Annotated in this window: 17 protein-coding genes; 3 read left to right on the top strand and 14 right to left on the bottom strand. The window is 49.0% G+C overall.

Features of this window, described 5'->3' with window-relative positions:
- Nucleotides 1–8 precede the first annotated feature (8 nt).
- Nucleotides 9–497, bottom strand: coding sequence for a CAP domain-containing protein (locus VM802_RS31260; protein WP_325538313.1), 489 nt, complete (start codon nt 495–497; stop codon nt 9–11).
- A gap of 193 nt (nt 498–690) precedes the next feature.
- Nucleotides 691–1,701: a class 1 fructose-bisphosphatase gene (gene fbp / locus VM802_RS31255; RefSeq protein ID WP_325538310.1), complete on the bottom strand. Its 1,011-nt coding sequence runs from the start codon at nt 1,699–1,701 to the stop codon at nt 691–693.
- Nucleotides 1,702–1,851: 150 nt separating this feature from the next.
- Between fbp and VM802_RS31250 the strand changes: the two genes are divergently transcribed.
- The 3 genes from VM802_RS31250 (at nt 1,852) to VM802_RS31240 (ending at nt 6,117) form a co-directional block, all read left to right on the top strand.
- Entirely contained in the window at nt 1,852–3,120 is a 1,269-nt protein-coding gene (locus VM802_RS31250; RefSeq protein ID WP_325538308.1) for an aspartate kinase, read from the top strand.
- Between the two features lie 211 nt (nt 3,121–3,331).
- The gene (locus VM802_RS31245) at nt 3,332–3,607 is read left to right on the top strand and encodes a hypothetical protein (RefSeq protein ID WP_325538307.1); all 276 of its coding nucleotides are present in this window, start codon (nt 3,332–3,334) and stop codon (nt 3,605–3,607) included.
- A 71-nt stretch (nt 3,608–3,678) separates the two neighbouring features.
- Nucleotides 3,679–6,117, top strand: coding sequence for a TonB-dependent receptor domain-containing protein (locus VM802_RS31240; RefSeq protein WP_325538305.1), 2,439 nt, complete (start codon nt 3,679–3,681; stop codon nt 6,115–6,117).
- Here the strand turns inward: VM802_RS31240 and VM802_RS31235 are convergent.
- From VM802_RS31235 to VM802_RS31180, 12 genes are all read right to left on the bottom strand, one after another.
- Nucleotides 6,114–7,553: an NADH-quinone oxidoreductase subunit N gene (locus tag VM802_RS31235; RefSeq protein ID WP_325538303.1), complete on the bottom strand. Its 1,440-nt coding sequence runs from the start codon at nt 7,551–7,553 to the stop codon at nt 6,114–6,116. The two genes, VM802_RS31240 and VM802_RS31235, sit on opposite strands and share 4 nt — an antisense overlap.
- A complete protein-coding gene (nuoM, locus tag VM802_RS31230) occupies nt 7,540–8,994 on the bottom strand; it encodes an NADH-quinone oxidoreductase subunit M (RefSeq protein WP_325538301.1) in 1,455 nt (484 codons plus the stop codon). Before nuoM ends, VM802_RS31235 begins: the two co-directional genes overlap by 14 nt.
- Before the next feature lie 28 nt (nt 8,995–9,022).
- Entirely contained in the window at nt 9,023–10,912 is a 1,890-nt protein-coding gene (nuoL, locus tag VM802_RS31225; protein ID WP_325538299.1) for an NADH-quinone oxidoreductase subunit L, read from the bottom strand.
- Between the two features lie 34 nt (nt 10,913–10,946).
- The gene (gene nuoK / locus VM802_RS31220) at nt 10,947–11,255 is read right to left on the bottom strand and encodes an NADH-quinone oxidoreductase subunit NuoK (RefSeq protein WP_325538297.1); all 309 of its coding nucleotides are present in this window, start codon (nt 11,253–11,255) and stop codon (nt 10,947–10,949) included.
- The gene (nuoJ, locus tag VM802_RS31215; protein ID WP_325538295.1) at nt 11,252–11,779 is read right to left on the bottom strand and encodes an NADH-quinone oxidoreductase subunit J; all 528 of its coding nucleotides are present in this window, start codon (nt 11,777–11,779) and stop codon (nt 11,252–11,254) included. Before nuoJ ends, nuoK begins: the two co-directional genes overlap by 4 nt.
- Nucleotides 11,780–11,789: 10 nt before the next feature.
- Entirely contained in the window at nt 11,790–12,305 is a 516-nt protein-coding gene (gene nuoI / locus VM802_RS31210; RefSeq protein ID WP_325538293.1) for an NADH-quinone oxidoreductase subunit NuoI, read from the bottom strand.
- A gap of 18 nt (nt 12,306–12,323) precedes the next feature.
- Complete coding sequence (nuoH, locus tag VM802_RS31205; protein WP_325538291.1) at nt 12,324–13,277, bottom strand: NADH-quinone oxidoreductase subunit NuoH; 954 nt, start codon at nt 13,275–13,277, stop codon at nt 12,324–12,326.
- Between the two features lie 5 nt (nt 13,278–13,282).
- Complete coding sequence (nuoG, locus tag VM802_RS31200; protein WP_325538289.1) at nt 13,283–15,976, bottom strand: NADH-quinone oxidoreductase subunit NuoG; 2,694 nt, start codon at nt 15,974–15,976, stop codon at nt 13,283–13,285.
- Nucleotides 15,957–17,234 (bottom strand): NADH-quinone oxidoreductase subunit NuoF, encoded by a 1,278-nt coding sequence (gene nuoF, locus VM802_RS31195; RefSeq protein WP_325538287.1) that lies wholly within the window; start codon nt 17,232–17,234, stop codon nt 15,957–15,959. The genes nuoG and nuoF overlap by 20 nt, the downstream gene beginning before the upstream one ends.
- A 47-nt stretch (nt 17,235–17,281) precedes the next feature.
- Nucleotides 17,282–17,746, bottom strand: a complete 465-nt coding sequence (gene nuoE, locus VM802_RS31190) for an NADH-quinone oxidoreductase subunit NuoE (RefSeq protein ID WP_325538285.1) — start codon at nt 17,744–17,746, stop codon at nt 17,282–17,284.
- Nucleotides 17,747–17,776: 30 nt separating this feature from the next.
- Nucleotides 17,777–19,522: an NADH-quinone oxidoreductase subunit C/D gene (gene nuoC / locus VM802_RS31185; protein ID WP_325538283.1), complete on the bottom strand. Its 1,746-nt coding sequence runs from the start codon at nt 19,520–19,522 to the stop codon at nt 17,777–17,779.
- Between the two features lie 86 nt (nt 19,523–19,608).
- A complete protein-coding gene (locus VM802_RS31180) occupies nt 19,609–20,247 on the bottom strand; it encodes an NADH-quinone oxidoreductase subunit B (RefSeq protein WP_325538281.1) in 639 nt (212 codons plus the stop codon).
- Between the last annotated feature and the right edge of the window lie 33 nt (nt 20,248–20,280).

Below are 20,280 nucleotides of genomic sequence, written 5' to 3'. Positions count from 1 at the left end.
CAGGTTAATTACTTTTTGATAAACACCTGGGTAAAGAAGGTGATCCTCCCCTTACCGGCGGTGCCAATGCCAATGAGATTATAGTCTCCCAACATGTTGCGGCGGTGCCCGGGACTTTTGATCCAGCCATTCACAACTGCTTCAGCGTCTAATGTACCGTAAGCTACGTTCTCAGCGGCTGCGCCCACACGGCCCATTTGTTTGGAAATGGCGGCCACCCTGTCCTCAAAGCCTTCATGACCAAATCCGGTAGCGCCGGTAGCCATATCACGGCTGTGGCGCCGCGCCTGCTGGCTGATCGAAGCATCCAGTTGCAAAGGCTTCAACCCTTTGGACTGCCTGAATTTGTTGGTGTAATAAAGGATTTGCTCATCAAGGCTCCCTCCGTCGGAAGTACTGTCTGCCTTGCTGTAGGTACGCGAACAGGCGCTCACCTGGAATGCTGCAAATACCATCAACAGTAATGCAATGATGTTGCGGCTTTTCAAAATCGACATAAAATAAAAAATGGTTAATAATGAATATCGTCTGATATAACAGACTACTAAAAACATGACAGGTTTAGCAACTGTTGTACCAAAAATAAAACGGGATACTGATTGATTTGTTTTACGGTATTCGTTAACGACTTACGAATGTCCGCATAACAAAATCAACAAGTATCCCTGTTAAAAAAAGTTATGTCTGTAATTAGCTGTTGACGATATGCTGCCAGGTCTCCATCATGCTTTTAGAGCCGATGAAGATAGGTATACGCTGGTGAAGCTGCGCGGGCTTCAGTTCCAGCAGTCTTTGCTTACCATTGGCCATCGCTACGCCACCAGCTTTCTCCATAATGAACGACATCGGATTACACTCATAACAGAGCCGCAGACGGCCGGAGGTATACTTTCCGAAAGCCGGATACATGAAGATACCTCCCTGGATCAGGGTACGGTGGATCTCCGCCACCATACAGCCTACAAAACGATGACGGTAAATACGGTCGTTTTCATTCCTGGCCATGAAATAGTCAATGGAGTTACGGATCTTTTGCTCATAAAGGTTATAGTAACCAACATTCACAGAGAAGATGTCGCTGTCCGGCGGGCATTTCAGGTTGGGATGCGACAGGCAGAACTCTCCGATGGAAGGGTCCAGTGTAAAGCCCTGTACACTGCGGCGGGTAGCATATACCATCATGGTAGAAGAACCATAGATGATATAGCCGGCAGCAATTTGCTGCGTGCCTGGCTGCAGGAAGTCTTCCAGGTTGCATTCAGTGCCTTCCGGCGACAGACGGCGGTACACAGAGAAGATCGTCCCGATAGATACATTCACATCGATGTTGCTGGAACCATCCAGCGGGTCCATCAACACAATGTATTTCGACTTCTTGGAGTGTTCGTCTGTAAAGGCGATGAAATTCTCATTTTCTTCAGAGGCCACGCCACAGCAATAAATGCTGGTTTGCAGGGAATTAATGAACTGCTCATTGGCAAATTCATCGAGCTTCTTCACAGACTCGCCCTGTATATTGGTTTTTCCTGCTTCGCCCAGAATATCGGCAATACCGGCTTTGTTAACTTCTACATTCACTCTCTTGGCCGCCAGACCAATATCGCGCAATAGTCCGGATAACTGTCCTGTTGCACCGGGGTAATTACGTAATTCCTGGATCGTAAATTCATCCAGGGTCATTACTTTCATCTTGCTATTCATAACGTAATGATTGTTTCGGTTCTTTGGACGAAATTAAAGGAATCGGACTTATTTTAACGGAAATGTCATTTCTCTGTAAACAGATTTTTAAACAATTCTAAACTTGTCTTACTTTGCCAAATAATTTTTTAATAGAAGACAAACTATCATATGAAGGTTTTCAAGTTTGGAGGCGCAAGTTTAGAAAGTGTTGAACGCATCCGGCAGGTGGGTCAGATCATACAATCTTTCCCTGAAGATAAACTGCTGATCGTTATTTCCGCCATGGGTAAAACCACCAATGAGCTGGAGAAAGTAGCACAGAACTATTACCTGCGTAAAAGGGAAATTGCCGCGCAATTACTTTATAACCTGGAACAGCAACACCTTGCCGTTGCAGACGCTTTGCTGGGCGACCGCAGCAACCCGCTGTTTGCACAGCTGCAGCAGTTCTTTACAGAAGCAGAATGGACGCTGGGAGAAAAACCTATGCGCACATATGATTACTACTACGACCAGCTGGTGAGCCTCGGTGAACTGCTCAGCACCGCTATCGTAAGCGCCTACTTCAATACTGTGGGTATCCACAACATATGGCTCGATGTCAGAGACATATTCCGGACCGACGACAACTTCCGTGATGCCAACATTGACTGGGCCTATACACAACGCCAGGTGACCGAAAAGGTAACCCCGCTGTTCACCAGCACCAGCATCGTGATCGCACAGGGCTTCATCGGCAGCACCGATCAGAATGAAAGCGTGACCCTGGGCCGTGAAGGTAGCGACTATTCCGCAGCCGTGTTTGCCAATATGCTGGACGCTGAAAGCCAGACCATCTGGAAAGATGTGGAAGGACTGAAGAACGCCGACCCGAAACTGTTCCCCAATACGGTGAACATCCCCGAGATCAGCTATGGGGAAGTGATCGAAATGGCCTATTACGGCGCCCAGGTAATCCACCCGAAAACAATCAAGCCTTTACAGAACAAACAGATCCCCCTGCTCGTAAAGTGCTTCCTGGATAAGAACCTCCCGGGCACAGTAATCAAAGAGGAAGCAGATGTAAAACAACTGCCCCCCATCATCGTATTGAAAAAGAACCAGGTACTGCTCACCATCACCTCCAAAGATTATTCCTTTATCACAGAAGATAAGATTAGCGATATATACGAAATATTCCACCGGTTGAAAGTAAAGATCAACCTGATGCAGAACGGTGCCATCAGCTTTTCCTGCTGTATAGACAATAACCCGGAGAAAATAGAGCTGCTGATCAAAACCCTGCATCAGGGATTCAAAATTGCTTACAACGAAGGCCTGGAACTGCTCACAGTACGCTATAACCAGGACGGGCTGCTGGAACAACTTAGCGATGGACACGCCATATTGCTGGAACAACGCTCGCTTGTTACCATACAACGCCTTATGAAGAAATAAATATTTTGGGATGTAGGGATTTTGGGATTTAAAATGCAGCGAAGATTGATAATTGTTTATCTGCTAATATAATCGCTATCAATCTCCGCTGCATTTTAAATCCCAAAATCCCTACATCCCAAAATCCACACATCCTTTTATCAAGTAAAATATTTTTTTGCTCCCCGGTGCAACTTTTTTCTGAGGTGTCCGTCTTTAAGAAAAACACACTATGAAAAAAGTTGCTCTTGTGTTAATTGTTTCCGTCTGCGCCATCTTGCTGCTGACAGGCCGCGGTCGGATAACAGACACAACCCGCATGCCTGCCAGCGCCCCGGATATGCTGCCCTACTTTCTGATAACCTTGGGCAACTACCAGACCAGCAGTCAGGATCAGCCAGCCCGCACATCATCAACTGTATCAGTACCTCTGGAACACCAGCGTCAGACAACCCAGCAGCTTAAAGATGCCGTATCCATCCTGATCAGCTTTTTCAATAATAATTAATACCACGAACAGGCCGGATTCTGACCGCTAGCATCATTTCGAGAATCTAAATCTTCAACGGAACCGATAGTATGAAAAAATATTTTGTCCTCCTGGGCATGCTGATTTGCTATGCCCTGACTTCCCATGCACAAAAGAGTGCCCCCGGTGGAAACATTACCTTAAAACTCACTGATAAAGCAAGTAAACCCCTTGCTTTTGCCAGCGTGCTGCTCCGCCGTGTTAAGGATTCTTCTCTTGTAAAAGGAGAACTGACTACAGAAGCAGGCGATTGCCGTTTTGACAATATACCTACTGGAAATTACTTCCTTCAGGCTTCGCAAATGGGTTATACCACCTATTATGCCCCGGCCTTTCAAATAGATGATGCACATAAAAGCATATCTCTTCCAACCATCACACTGGAGTCACTGTCGCGCAACCTGCAGGCGGTAAACGTTACTGCTACCAAACCATATGTGGAGCACACTTCAGGCAAAACAGTACTGAACGTGGAAAATAGCGTCACCGCCGCAGGCAACAGCGCACTGGACATTCTGCGCCGTGCCCCGGGTGTACAGGTAGATAACAACGAAAATGTGAAAATAAAGGGACAGGCCGTAACAGTAATGATCGATGGCAAACTCACTTATCTCAGCGGAGAAGACCTCACCAACATGCTTAAGAATACCCCTGGTGAAAACATCGCACAGATAGAAATCCTGACCAGTCCCTCTGCCAAATATGATGCAGCCGGTAATGGCGGTATCATCAACATAAAAACCAAAAAGGGAAAACTTACCGGTATCAACGGTTCTGTAAATGCTACCTTATCACAGGCCAAATACGGTTTCTATAACGCCAATGCCAGCTTTAACTGGCGCACACCCAAATTCAATTTGTACGGCGACTTCAGTAAAGGCGACCGCCCTTTTATGGTCACCCGCTTATATGGCCGTACCAGCACCAGCAAAGGTATCACCACCGTATTTGACCAGGATGTATTTCAACGGAACCGCTTTCAGCGGAATGCCTACAAAGCAGGCTTCGATTACTTTCTGACGGAGAAACAAACCATTGGCGTACTGGTGAACGGCTTTGCCAATGCCTTCAGCAACCAGATATACAGCGCCACCAGATTAGGACAGCCGGCACAACCAGCAGATTCTATTATGCATGCGTATACAACCAACAACAATCATTTCAATAACGTTGCCATCAACGTAAACTACAAAGCCGTACTGGATACGGCAGGCGGGCGGGAATTCAGTATGGACGGCGACTATGCGCGCTTCAACATGGACCGCCGCCTGCAGCTGAACGACAGCCTGTTTGATGTGTCAATGAATAAATACCGTAACCCCAACGGTATACAAAACCTGGGCAATACCAGGATCACTATCAAAAGTTTTAAAGCGGACCTTGCCTGGCCGATGGGTAAGAATGGGAAACTGGAAGCCGGTGGAAAAGTAAGCTCCGTTCTTACAGAGAACCAGTTCCAGTACGACTCCCTGAGGAACGGCAACTATGTACGCGTGCCTTTACAAAGTGATGTGTTCCGCTACCAGGAAGATATTTACGCAGCCTATGCCAGCTACAAACAACAGATCCATAAACTAGGATTACAGGTTGGGTTAAGACTCGAGAACACGGAGTCAAACGGCACTTCCGAGAGTGTAAAAAGTTCCGTCAGACGCAGTTATCTCGACTTCTTTCCCAACCTGAATGTTGATTACAAATTCAATGACAAGAACAAAATCGGTCTCTCCTACTCCCGCAGGATAGAAAGACCGGAATACAGTCAGCTGAACCCGTTTATGTTCTACTTCGACCGGTATACCTACTTCAAAGGGAATCCTTACCTGAAGCCTCAGTACACCAACAACATAGAGCTGTCTTATACTTTCCGCGACAAGTATATTGCTACTTTGGGCATGAGTAAGACGAATGATATAATAGAGGAATTTATCACGCAGGACGACAGCACCAAGGCCAGTATCAGCACCATGACCAACTTTACAAGGGCATATGTTTACAGCCTTCAGTTAACACTGCCATTTGAAATCACCAAGTGGTGGAACAGTGATAACAACATCAACACCTCTTATATAGATTATTCATTCATCAACAATCAGAATACTGTACAATACACCAACAGTTTTGTCTATAACATCAATACCACCAACACCTTCACCTTACCAAAAGATATTAAGCTGGAGGCAACAGCTTACTATGCCTCCCCTTTTATCTACGGTATATTCAAGGGCTATCAACAGTACAACCTGAACCTGGGTATACAGAAAACCTTCCTGGACAAGAAGGCCACCGTGAAGCTGAACGTGAATAATATCCTGCGTAACGAATCCTATCACGGCTCAGTAATAAATGGGAACATGAACATGACCATCTTCAATACATGGCAGTTCAGAACCGTCAACCTTTACATCAGTTATAAGTTTGGCAGCAGCAGCATCAAAGCCGCCAGGGAACGCAAAACAGGTACCAGCGATGAGTTGAAACGCGCCGGTTAAACAAGCAGCTTCATCATCTGCTGTATCAGCTGCATCATGCCGGTAGGATATACGCCCAATACGATAAGCGTGATGGTGAGCAAGGCAAGCGTAACATTGCCTTCCGCAGGGAGAGCCGGTTTGATGAATACAGTATCTCCTTCCGCAGGCACTTTGAACATCACAGCAATAATGCGGATATAATAATACAAACCAATAACACTATTGATCACTAACATAAACAACAGCAACCACAGATGACCGTTTACCCCGGCCATGACCACATAAAACTTCCCGATAAAGCCGGCGGTAAGCGGGATACCTGCCAGAGACAGCAACATGGCCGTAAAGACCGTGGCCACCCAGGGGTAACGCCAGAACATACCTCTGTAATCGGCCACCGTTTCTGCATCCTGACTGCTGCTCGACATCACTGTCAATACACCAAAGGCGCCAATGCTGGTAATAAAGTACGCCACCAGGTAAAAGGAAATAGCTTCCAGCCCGGTTTGTACACCGGACAAAAAAGCTACCAGTATATAGCCCATATGCGCTATGGAAGAATACGCAAGGATACGTTTCACATTCTGCTGCACCAACGCCAGCAGATTGCCCGCAAACATAGAGGCAACAGCGATAATGGCCAGCACCCACCACAACATCGTATAGTCATTACCGTGAATATCCTGGTAAAAGCGTATCAACAACACCAGCATACCGCCTTTGGAGACAGTGGCAATGAAAGCCGCCACCGGCAGTGGTGCGCCCTCGTAAATATCCGGCGCCCACATATGGAAAGGTACTATACCCAGCTTGAAGCCCACACCAATCAACATCATGGCAAATCCCGCCATCACAGACACCGGCAGATAACCAGCCTTCCGCAATGCCTCTCCTATTCCAGGGAAATCCATATGCCCGGTAAAAGCATATACCAGCGCCATCCCGAACAATAAAAACGCTGACGACAAAGCCGCCAGGATCAGATACTTGATGCCCGCCTCATCAGAGCGCTCACGCCCACGCAGATACGCAATAAGCCCATACAAACTGATACTGAGTATCTCCAGCCCCAGGAACAACGACATAAAATGACGGCTGATCACCAGCACCAATGCACCGGTAGTAGCAAGCAGCAACAACAGGTAATATTCTTCTTTACGCTCTTCCCGCTCTTCAAAATAATTAAAGGACAACAGCAATATAATCAGCACCGATACCAGTATCAGGCCGGTATTGAAGAGGGAGAACTCATCCACTACCAGCAACGGCGGTATCGCATGTGGAATATACTGTACGGCAGGAACGATAGCTGCCAGCGCCATCAGGATCGCCAGTATGGAGAAGTTGTAGGTCATCAGGTGATTGCGCCACGCAGCTACCAGCAGCATAGCTATCACCGCCGCAGCAGCAAGGGTAATCAATGGGCCAAGGCTTATGAAATCAGCGAAGGACATAATAAGCAGTTTTTTGCGTGGTATTTAATACGGGTTTCGGGTATACGCCGAGCCATATAATGACGATAACCAGTGCAGTGATGATTACCAGCTCGCGTTTATTGAGATCAGGCAACGGATATTGGCGTTCGCATTGCCCGAAGAAGACTTTCTGCATAATGCGCAAGGAATAGGCCGTAGCAACCACCAGCCCGATGGTGGCCAGTATCGTCAGTAACCTATTAGCCTGCCAGCTTCCCAGCAGTATCATGAACTCAGCTACAAAGTTACCCAACCCCGGCAACCCGAGAGAAGCCATCACAAATATCAGCGCCGCACTTCCCATCACGGGCACACGCGTCCAGAGCCCTCCCATATCATCAATATTGCGGGTGTGTATACGTTCGTACAAAGTACCGGCAATGATGAACAATGCGCCAGTACTCACCCCATGAGCAATCATCTGCATCACTACCCCCTGATACGCCACTTCATTAAATGCGAACGCACCCACCAGTACAAAGCCCATATGCGCCACACTGGTATAAGCTATAAGCCGTTTCAGATCAGTTTGTGCATAGGCCAGCATACCGCCGTAAAGGATACCTGCTACCCCCAGCAACATGATCCAGGGTGCAAAGAAAGAAGATGCTTCGGGGAATATAGGCAGTACAAAACGAAGTATTCCATATGCGCCCGTTTTAAGCAGGAGTCCTGCTAACACTACACTACCAGCAGTAGGCGCTTCTGTATGTGCATCCGGCAGCCATGTATGGAAAGGCACGGCGGGCAGTTTCACCAGGAAAGCTATCAGGAAGCCCAGCATGAGCCATCTCGCAACACCCTGCTGCATGGGTGTTTGCAGCAGGTCAAAATAACTGAAGGTGTATACGCCTGTTGCAGCAGCGTGCACAAAATACAAACCCAATATGGAGAGCAGCATCAGCAACCCGCCCGCCTGAGTGAAAATAAAAAACTTGTTGGCTGCATATTCCCGGCGTTCATGCCCCCAAATACCGATCAGGAAGTACATCGGGATCAGCATCATTTCCCAGAAGAAATAGAACAGGAACAGATCCATAGTGAGGAACACGCCTGTAATACCACATAAAACAAAGAGCAGGTTGAAGTGGAAAAAACCAGACCGCATATTGATCTCCTTCCAGGAAATAAGCACCGCCAGCGCACCCAGGAAAAAAGTAAGTACGAGCATCAGGAGGCTAAGACCATCCATAGCGAGATACAGGCTGATCCCGAAATGCGGTACCCATTTGGCCTTGTAGGTCGCAATCCATTGATCGCCGGCAGCAGGGTGCTGTGCCCATATCCCTATTGTTATAACCAGGTTGGCAAGCAGACAGACAAGTGCTATCCATCTCGACAACTCCCTGTTCTTTGCAGCAGTCACCCACGACAGAAATGCACCGCCCAGGAGTATTAGTAAAAGTATCAGCAGTATCATGGAATATCGTTTATTCGTTTACGTTATACTATTCATATATCCGCCATATCAGCACAGACAGTATGACCACTGCCCCCAATACCACGCCCATTATATACCATCGCAGCAGTCCGCTCTGTGTGCGCGCAATTATGTTGTGGCTCAACTCCGCAAAGCTGGCCATACCTGCGTAAATACTGTCGATAACATCTCTGCGGTTCACCTTCGACAGATATACAAACGGGCGTACCAGCAGCACATCATAGATCTCGTCAAAGTCCCAACCCCTGGCCCAGCAGCCTCGCAGCCACTGAATAGCCGGCATTTCCAGGAAATCCACCATGCCGCGCGGCCGGCGCATCACCCATATCCACGAAAGCCCGATACCACAAAATGCCAGCAACGCCGACAATGCCTGTGAAGTCCATTCCAGCACTGCAGATTCCTGTACCAGCCTCACTGCCGGCAAGACCGGCTGCAACCAGTTACTCACGAGAGTTACATGCCCAAGCGTATGCGGCAGTTCCATAAATCCGGCAACTGTAGATAATACTGCCAGTATGTACAACGGCGCCATCATATTTGCTCCCGGCTTGTGATGCACATGCGTTTTTTCTTCCCCATAGAACACAAGCCAAAACATCCTGAAAGTATACATTCCCGTGAGTAATGCTCCCAGTAAGGCTGCCAGCCAATACCCGGTACTGCCTTCGGCAGCAGACCACGATAACCAGATGATCTGGTCTTTACTGTAAAACCCTGCGGTAACAAAAGGTATGGCAGCAAGTGATGCAGCACCTATCAGGAATACCCAGTATATAGCCGGCAATGATTTTTTGAGTCCACCCATTTTGAACATATCCTGTTCATGATGCAAAGCAACGATGATAGCACCGGCACTCATAAACAAAAGCGCTTTGAAGAAAGCATGCGTAACGAAATGGAAAATAGCAGCAGACCATGCGCCGCAACCCAGCGCCAGGAACATATAACCGATCTGGCTGATAGTAGAATAAGCCAGCACTCGCTTAATATCAGTTTGTACCAGCGCGCTCACACCTGCCAGTACCAGGGTTATACCGCCGATTACAGCAGTGGTGGACATCGCCACCGGTGATGCGGCAAACAAAGTATGCATGCGTGCAATCAGGTATACACCGGCAGTTACCATTGTGGCGGCATGTATCAATGCGCTCACTGGCGTTGGCCCGGCCATTGCATCCGGCAACCAGGTTTGCAAGGGTAGCTGCGCCGATTTCCCCACAGCGCCACCAAGCAGCAACAACGCAATCATCGTAACTACCGGATCTCCGCTATGCCACAGCTGTGCACCTGTTTGTAATACCCCTGGGATATTGAGCGTACCTGTATACTGAAATAACAGGAACAAGGCAACTGCCATGGCAGTATCCCCCACACGCGTAACAATAAACGCTTTGCGGGCCGCGTATCCATTGGCAGGATCCTTATACCAGAAACCAATTAACAGATAACTGCACAACCCCACACCTTCCCATCCGAAATACAGTAATACCAGATTATCTGCCATTACCAGCACCAGCATGGCTCCCACAAACAGGTTCATACAGGCAAAGAAGCGGCTGTAGTCCTCATCATCCGCCATATAGCCAGTAGCATATACATGAATCAGAAAACCTACTATTGTAATCACCAGCACAAATACAACAGACAAAGCATCCATACGCAAGTCGATGCCCACTTGGAAATCGCCGGCATGCATCCAGTTCCATACATGCTGTACCACTGGCTGCATGCCCGTTCCGGCAACATTTACAGCCACCAGGACAGCAATAATGGCGGCGATGGCAATACTGCCACAGCCTATAACTGAAACGGCTGCACGTCCTATACGATTCCAGCCCAGCATCAATATGCAGGCGCTTAGAAAAGGAATAGCCGGTATGAGTGCGGGAGACATGATGTTTGTTTTTTATGCTGAGACGATTTTTTTACTATCCATGCATCTTACTGGCCTGATCACTGTCCAGCGTTTTGAACTGGTGATACAACTGCAGGATCAGCGCCAGGCCAACAGATACTTCAGCCGCGGCCATCGCCAGGATGAACATAAACATCACCTGCCCATCAGCCTTTCCCCAATGGGAAGAGGCTACCACGAAAGCCAGACCGGCGGCATTCAACATAATCTCTACAGACAACAACATGAAAATGATATTGCGCCTGATCAACACACTTATCAGCCCAAGCACGAACAGTATGCCGGCCAGCAAAAGCCCGGTGGTGGTAGGATGAAGGTTCATATATTACTGTTTTCAAGAAATCTGTGTAATTTTTTCTTCTGCTGACGCCCCAGGTGATAGGCGCCCACAATGCCTGCCATCAGCAGTATACCCGTCAGCTCCACTGCTATAATGTAAGGGCCGAACAATGCTATACCTACTTCTTTAGGCGGCACCACGATAATTCCGCCGGCCGGTTGTTTATTCTGCATCACCAGGAACAAAAGCTCAATCAGTAATACTGCGCATAGTATACCAGGAATAACCCAGATACGCGGCTTCAGCCAGTCGCGCTCATGCTCTGATGTTTCATTTCCCAGGTTCAGCATCATCACAAAAAAGATGATCAGTACCATGATTGCACCTGCGTAGATGATAATCTCCAGGATAGCCATGAAAGGCGCTCCATACGTATACAGCACCACCGAAACAGATAGTAGTGATACCACCAGGTACAACAGCGCATGCATAATATTATAGCAGGTGATCACCCTTAATGTGGCGAGTACCGCAATGGTAGCGGCTATATAAAATGCGACGTCCATGATCCATGATTTAAGGCAAGAGGCTTTTAATGTCTACCGGTGGTTCTTCATGCTGTGCGTCTCCTTTGTCTTTATCCCGTATAGCCAGGCCTGCCACTTTGTAATAATTGTAACCAGGATATTTTCCCTGGCTATTGATCAGCAGGTCATGTTTCTCATACACCAGATTCTGCCGGTTGTATTCTGCCATTTCAAAATCGGGCAATAGTTGTATAGCGTAGGTAGGGCAAGCTTCTTCACAGAATCCGCAGAAGATGCAGCGCGAAAAGTTAATACGGAAAAATTCCGGATAACGCCTGCCGTGCTCATCTTCCGTTGCCTGTAATGAAATACAGTCAACCGGACATGCCGCGGCACAGAGATAACAACCCACGCAGCGTTCTTCTCCATCCGGATCACGGGTAAGGGCAATGCGGCCGCGCCAGCGCGCCGGCAACGGGGCATGTACTTCCGGGTACTGGTATGTCTCCCGCTTATGAAACATATGCAGGAACGTGAGCCACATACTTCTTAACAGACTAAACATATGAATGCATTTTAGTTGTTAGTGATGATTCAGCCAGAGCTTGATGGCCGCTGTTGCCATGAGGTTGAGCAGCGATAACGGGAACAACACTTTCCAGCCATACTCCATCAGTTGGTCATACCTGGGCCGCGGCATAGAGGCACGCAGCAGAATGAACATCATGATGAAGAAAAAAGTTTTAATAACAAACCATATCACAGGTGGCAGGAATGCAGGTCCCAGCCAGCCTCCGAAGTAAAGCGTTACCACCATCGCAGAGATCAGCGTGACACCCAGGTATTCTCCGATGAAGAACATCCCGAATTTCATTCCTGAATATTCTGAGTGGAAACCCGCTACCAGCTCACTTTCTGCCTCAGGTATATCAAAAGGCAGGCGATGTGTTTCTGCCACCCCGGCGATAAAGAAGATGACAAATCCTATCAGCTGCGGAATGATGAACCACACTGTTCGCTGTGCCTCTACAATTTCACGCAGGTTGAAAGACCCGCTCAATACCACCACGCCCATCAGTGCCAGCCCCATAAATACTTCGTAGCTGATCATCTGGGAAGCACCGCGCATAGCGCCAAGCAGCGCATACTTGTTATTGGATGCCCACCCTCCCAGTACAATACTGTATACACCCAGGGACGACATAGCGAGGAAAAACAGGATACCGATATTGAGATCTGCTACCACAATACCCGGCGCGAAAGGAACCACCACAAAGCTCATGAGCACACTGGCTACCACCACCGCAGGTGCAAATACAAACACTACTTTATCTGCAAATGGCGGGATCCAGTCTTCCTTGAAAAACAGTTTCAGCGTATCTGCAAGTACAATGAACAAACCTAGCGGGCCTGCCCTATTTGGGCCGTAGCGGTCCTGCCAGAGAGCCAGCATTCTGCGTTCCAGCCAGATAAGGCCGGCTGCGGTATTCAGCAGTGCAAACAGTACTCCTCCTATTATCCACCAAGCGTTTATCATAGCAATTATATTTTGATGAGCTGCGGCGCTTCCGCCACCTGCATCCTGGGCAATCCTACAGGTATTCCTGCGGCGCCTTTCTGCAGTGTGTCGTTGATAACAACCGGCAGTGTGTATTGATGTCCTTTGTCGGTAAAATGCAGCAGATGTCCTTCCACCACCTGCAGCCGCTGCGCATCTTCACTGTGCAGCATGATGTACGGTACCGGCATGCGTTCTGCAATGCCTGCGGTGTGTACGCTGAGCTCTTCCGATCCGTAGATGTGGTACAATGGCACGAGCAGAAGGTGACCACTAAGCGGCAGGAAAGGTTCAGGCACTTCCCTGAAGAATGTCGTACGTGCGTTTATGTTAGGTTCTATCAGTCGTTTGCCGGGATTACCGCCATGCAATGCGCCACCCGGCTCATCCTGGTATTTATTGACTGATTGTACAGAGTTCCAACCTGGGGCCCATACGAAAGGAATGATAGAAGAAGGCGGTTCGCCCCTGTATCCTTCCATGGTGAAAGACAGTGCAGTATCGTCATCCTCCGGCGGCTTCGGTTCACTTACGTTTACATCGGCAAGCATTGCTGTTCGCCCGCTGTAACGATGTGGCTCACGCGGGATCTTTTGTCCGACTATACGGAAGTTGGCTGGTGGCGACAATTGCGCTATCCCTTCAAATATTTTATACCTGTCTGCAATCATACGTGTAACATCATCCAGGTACTTCAGCCCTTTCAGTGTATCATGGCCACATATAGCTGCCACCTGTAACAGCCAGTGCCAGCTCTCCAGCACGCTGCCTGAGGGCACAAACACCTGTAAGTATCGCTGTGCCCGGCCTTCGTTATTCACCACTGTGCCATCCGACTCAGCAAAGGTGCCCGAAGGCAGTATAACATTAGCTCTTTCAGCAGTTGCATTATAAAGATGATCCAGCAAGACAACGTCCTTACAGTGATCGAAGAAATGACTGGCGGTATGTTCATCCAGCCGCCTGTAAAGATCATTTTCGAGGATAATCGCCGTGGTGCCGTTATCATTTACCACGCGGTCTACGGCAGATTCCAGGCGATGACCACCTAGCATCTCAAGTCCCAGGCTGTTACACTCCGGCATGGTGTAAGACAACATCGCATCTATCCCCTGGCGATGCAGTGCCCACGCTACATTAGCCGCCGCCTTGATCACGGCTTCACTCGCGCTGCCATAGCCTGATATAATCAGCGGTTTCTTAGCCCCTTTCAATGCAGCCGCTATTTTCTGAGCTACTACTTTCCCGGCATCAGACATACCTGTTACTTCCGGTACTTCATCACAAAGCAGGTGACTAACCGCATAACCTATACGCGCAATATTATCAGGAGCAGTATGGTAAGCTCCCACTGCCAGCTCATCCAGTTTAGTTTCCAGCACATTCAGAATAAATAGTGGCCCTTTTTCCTCCTGCACAGATTCGCGTATGGCAGCATCCTGCCAACCCGCTACATGAATATGTGCTGCCGCATCCTGCGCCGGTTTGCGGAAGACGGCCTGTCTTACGGAGAGCGCCAGCATAGGCGCTGTATTAACAAGATCTTCTCCCAGTATCAGCACGGCATCCGCTGTTGCCGCCTCCTGCATGGAAGCAGTGCGTACAGGGCTGTCCTTCATGATGCGCAGCATCAGGGAGATGAGATCATGCTCTGCAGGCGCCATACCCAGGTAAAAATTATCTTCGCCCACCAGTTCCTTCAATACAAAATTCGATTCCAGCGAAGCTCTTGGAGAGCCGATTCCTATTACCTTTCCCGGCCTCATCCTGTTTTTTACATGTTGTAAAATAGGTACACCGTTAGCTCCTTCGCCAGGAAAATGTCTTACCTGCGGCTCGCGGATACGCTCGCTGCTGTTCACAAACTCATAACCATAGCGGCCGCGGTCGCACAGGAAATAACCGTTCACTGCTCCATTGTATCTGTTGGTGATCTGTCTTAATGACCCATATCTTTCACCGGCAAAAATGTTACAGCCTAATCCGCATCCCTGGCATACAGAAGGGGCTGAGGTAAGATCCCATTTACGGGTATAATGCTGCTTCAGTGTCTTATCTGTAAACACGCCTGTAGGACACACTTCCGCCAGGTTACCGCTGAATTCACTTTCGAGTATGCCATCCTGATGGCGGCCGAAGTAAACGTGGTTGTGGGCGGCATATACATCCAGGTCCTTGCCGCCCGCAAAGTCTTTGTAGAAACGCACACAACGATAACATTGTATGCAGCGGTTCATCTCATGATTGAGGAACGGACCGAGGTATTGATTTGTATATGTTCGTTTGGTGAACCGGTAATCGCGGTAAGCGTGACCTGTCATCACGGTCATATCCTGTAAATGGCAGGAGCCCCCTTCGTCGCATACGGCGCAATCATGCGGATGGTTGGTCATCAGCAGGCCAATGATATGCTCACGGAAAGCCACTACCTCGCTATCGGTAATGGATACACGCATGTTGTCTCTGACCGGCTCCATGCATGCCATCATGATCCTTCCCTTTTTGTCTTCCTCATCTTTGAACATCTTCACGGCACACTGCCTGCAGGCGCCCACTGATCCCAGTGCCGGGTGCCAGCAGAAATAAGGCAGGTTCAGGCCCAGCGACAGGCAGGCTTCCAGCAGGTTTTTGCCGTCCTTTACTTCGTATGCGGTATTATCAATGTGAATGATCGGCATAAGGGCATTTTTTTTCTTTGATGTGTTGTTCAAAATCTTCTCTGAAGTATTTCAGTGCGCTTTGCAAAGGCTCCATTGCTCCCGGTGCGAGGGCACAGAATGTATTGCCCGGACCCATCAGTTTTGTATGCATATCAAGCAGTTGCAGGTCCTGGGTAGTGCCGGTACCATTCTCCAGCGACAACAGCAGCTTTTCCGTCCACGGCAGCCCTTCGCGACAGGGCGTACAAAAGCCGCAGGACTCCTGCGCAAAGAAATGTTCCAGGTTATGTACAAAGCCAACCGGGCAGGTCTGATCGTCCAGCACTACCATGGTGCCGGTTCCCAGCCTGCTGCCTGCGGCGGCTACGCCAGCGAAATCCATCTTTATGTCCATGTGCTCCTCCGTTAAGAAGTCAGTAGAGGCTCCACCGGGAAGCGCACCACGGAAACGGTATCCGTTCTTCATTCCGCCGGCATGATCTTCCAGCAACTCCCGCATGGTAATCCCCATCGGCAATTCCCAGGCGCCGGGTTTATTCACCTTACCACTTACACCATATATTTTTGTCCCCCCGTCAGCGGTATAACTGAGCGATTTAAACCATTCCTCCCCATTATTGACAATATGCGGCATCCAGCTGAGCGTTTCCACGTTGTTAACGATGGTTGGCTTTCCAAACAATCCGCTCACCTGCGGAAATGGCGGCTTGGCACGTGGTGTGGCCCGTCTGCCTTCGAGGGAGTTCAGCAGGGCTGTTTCTTCTCCACACATATACCTGCCTACACCGGTATGCAATTGCATCTCCAGGCTGAAGTCCTTACCGAGTATATTTTTCCCGAGATAACCAGCAGTATAGGCATCGGCGATAGCACGGCGCATGATATCCGCCGCTTCCTTATATGCCCAGCGCAGGAATACAAAGGCTTGTGTGGCCTGAATAGCATAGGCTGAAATGATCATGCCCTCCAGCAGCTGATGCGGATTGCCTTCCAGCAGCCACCTGTCTTTAAATGTGCCCGGCTCCATTTCATCAGCATTGGCAATGAGATATTTTGGTCCCGGTACATCCATCGGTACAAAGCTCCATTTCATGCCCGTGCTGAAACCCGCGCCCCCTCTGCCTCTCAGGTTAGCATCCTTCACAAGGGCGGTTACCTCGCCGGGAGTCATTTGCTGCATTACTTTGCGCAGGGCGGTATATCCGCCTACGGCTTCGTACTCCCGGAGGTGGAGGGCTCCGGAAACAGGAATATGTTGTGTAAGCGGACGCTCCATAATATTTTTTTATTTGGGTATGTTATTATTTTCTTGTTGAAGGATGATCATGCATACTTCTGCAGGATCTGTTCCAGCTCTTCCGGTTTTATATCTTTATACAGATCATCGTCAATCATCAGAGCAGGTGCATGATCGCAGGTTCCCAGACATGCGTTGGGCAACAGCGTAAATCTCTCATCAGGTGTGGTTTGCCCGTATCTTATCTTCAGCAGGGAATGAAGCTGATCCAGTATTTTCGTATAGCCCATCACGTAGCAACTGATACTGTCGCACAAGAGGATCACATGCCTGCCTACCGGGCGGCGGAAAATGAGATTATAAAAGGTGGCCACACTGTCTACCTCTGCTGCGCTCATATCCAGGAACTGAGCAATATCTTCCACGCTTTCATCAGATACCCACCTGCGCTGCTGCTGCACGATCTTCAGCGCTTCAATACAGGCGGCCTTCTTCACCGGCACATGCTGCAGCTCATGCGAGATCTTTTCTATTTCGATAGCAGAAAGCATATATGTAGTTCGGTTTTACGTTTACATAAATCAACGATCAATATCTGCCAGCACATAATCCATCCCGCCGAGTATCGACAACAGGTCTGCTACAGTATAACCGCGACTGATAAGCGGTATCATCTGCATGTGCGGGAACGACGGAGTGCGGATACGTATGCGGTAGGCGGAAGTATTGCCATCACTGAGGAGATAGTAACTGTTCCAGCCTTTGGTGGCTTCTGTGCATACCATGGCCTCCCCTGCCGGAATCACCGGTCCCCAGCTTACATTGAGGAAGTGATGTATCAGTGTTTCAATATCCTGCATGGTATTTTTCTTCACGGGTGGTGTAGCAAGTGGATGATGCGACTTGAAATCCCCCTCAGGCATATATTCCAGGCATTGCTGCACAATGCGCAGACTTTGCCGCATTTCCTCCACACGTACTACGGCGCGGTCGTAGCAATCACCATTGACCGCCACCGGCACTTCAAAGGCGAAGTTCTCATAACCGCTATAGGGCTGTTTCTTACGCATGTCCCAATCGAGGCCGCAGGCACGGAGACCGGGGCCGGTAATGCCCCATTCCACCGCTTCATCGAGTGTGTATATACCTATACCCTTTGTGCGCGCTTTGAACAGGGCATTTTTCATCACCATGTTATCATATTCACGCAGCTTACGGGGGAAGTAGCCGATAAAATCCCTGACGAGTTTGTCCCAGCCATTGGGCAGGTCCTGTGCCACGCCGCCAATACGGAACCAGTTGGGATGCATACGTCCGCCGCAGATAGCTTCGATGATCTCAAATATGCGTTCTCTGTCGGTGAACATATAAAAGACGGGGGACAACTGACCGAGGTCCTGGGCGAAGGTGCCATACCATACCAGGTGGCTGGCAATACGGAAAAGTTCGCAGAGCATAACGCGGATCACCTGCGCGCGCAGCGGCACTTCAATGCCGCCAAGCCGCTCCACCGCAAGCAGGTAGGCAAGGTTGTTATTTACGCCACCGAGATAATCAATACGGTCGGTGTAGGGAATGTAGGTATGCCAGGATTGACGCTCCCCCATTTTTTCGGCTCCGCGGTGATGGAAGCCGATATCGGGTACAGCGTCCACAATGTTCTCACCGTCCAGTTGCAGGATAATACGCAACACGCCATGTGTGCCGGGGTGCTGCGGACCGATGTTGAGGAACATGAAGTCGCTGTCTTCGCTATGACGCTTTAACCCCCATTCTTCGGGCTCAAACCGGAGTGCCTGCTGTTCCCTGTCCTCTTTCTCATCAAAGAGCTTAAAAGGCCCCATTTCCGTGGCACGGGCAGGATGTTCCTTCCGGAGCGGGTGACCTTCCCAGGTGAGTGGCATGAGTATCCTCTTCAGATGCGGATGACCGTTGAAGCGGATACCAAACATATCATACACTTCCCGCTCATACCAGTTGGCAGCGGGCCATATGTGGGTAATAGTGTCCTGTGTGGGGAATTCGCCGTGGAGGCCTACTTTAAGGCGGAGGAATTGATTCCTTCCGAAAGAGAAAAGTGTATAGACCAGGGTAAAATCATAGGGTTTGTGACCGTTCTGCTCCTTTTTATACGCACGCTCATCGATGGCCGTGAGGTCATAGAGCATGCGGTATGGCATTTGTATTTCAGTTTTGAGGTACTGGAGCACGGCCACAATCTTATCCCCTGGCGTCCTTAAGGTGGGCGTCTCATCCCGTGAGGGTAAAATGGTGAAAGTATCTTCACCAAACCGGGAGCTTAATTCCGCCGCAATGCGCTCAGGCATAGCGTATTAAGTTTAGACAGTGACGGTAAAGGTTGATTCGCTTATATCTGTTACTGCTTCATATAGCCATATGGGTTAGTAAATATTTATATTTCGTCTGTGGTTTTGAATGTTGTCATCTGCTGGCGTTTATCATGCAGTAGTTCACGCTGGGAAGTTTTTTCCGGCCTGATAACGCCCTGATCGCCGATCACCCAACTAAGCGGCCGTTTCTCTTTCCCTACACTATCCCGTAGCAATAGTAACCCCTGCATAAAAGCATCTGGTCTTGGCGGGCATCCCGGTACATACACATCTACCGGCAGGAATTTATCCACGCCCTGTACTACGCTGTAAATATCATACATGCCACCGGAGTTGGCGCACGAGCCCATAGATATTACCCAGCGGGGTTCCATCATTTGTTCGTACAGGCGTTTGATAACAGGAGCCATTTTGATGAATACGGTGCCGGCAATGATCATCACATCTGCTTCGCGGGGAGTTCCGCGGATTACCTCGGCACCAAAGCGGGCAACATCATACTTGGGAGTCATAGCGGTAGCCATTTCCACAAAGCAACACGACAACCCGAAGTGAAAGGGCCACATTGAGTTCTGCCGCCCCCATCCCAGCAACCGCTCCACACTGGTAAGCATTACACTCTGTTGTATTACTTCTTCCATCGAGGTGTTACCGGATACTTTGCCAGTAACGTCGTTTGCTTTAGTTAACCACCATTTCATTTTTTTATTTTGATATTTTTTTACTTTGATATG

This window comes from Chitinophaga sp. (assembly GCF_035538455.1).
Lineage (GTDB): Bacteria > Bacteroidota > Bacteroidia > Chitinophagales > Chitinophagaceae > Chitinophaga.
Note: the sequence above shows the minus strand (reverse complement) of the source record. Positions and strands in the feature narration are given on the sequence as shown.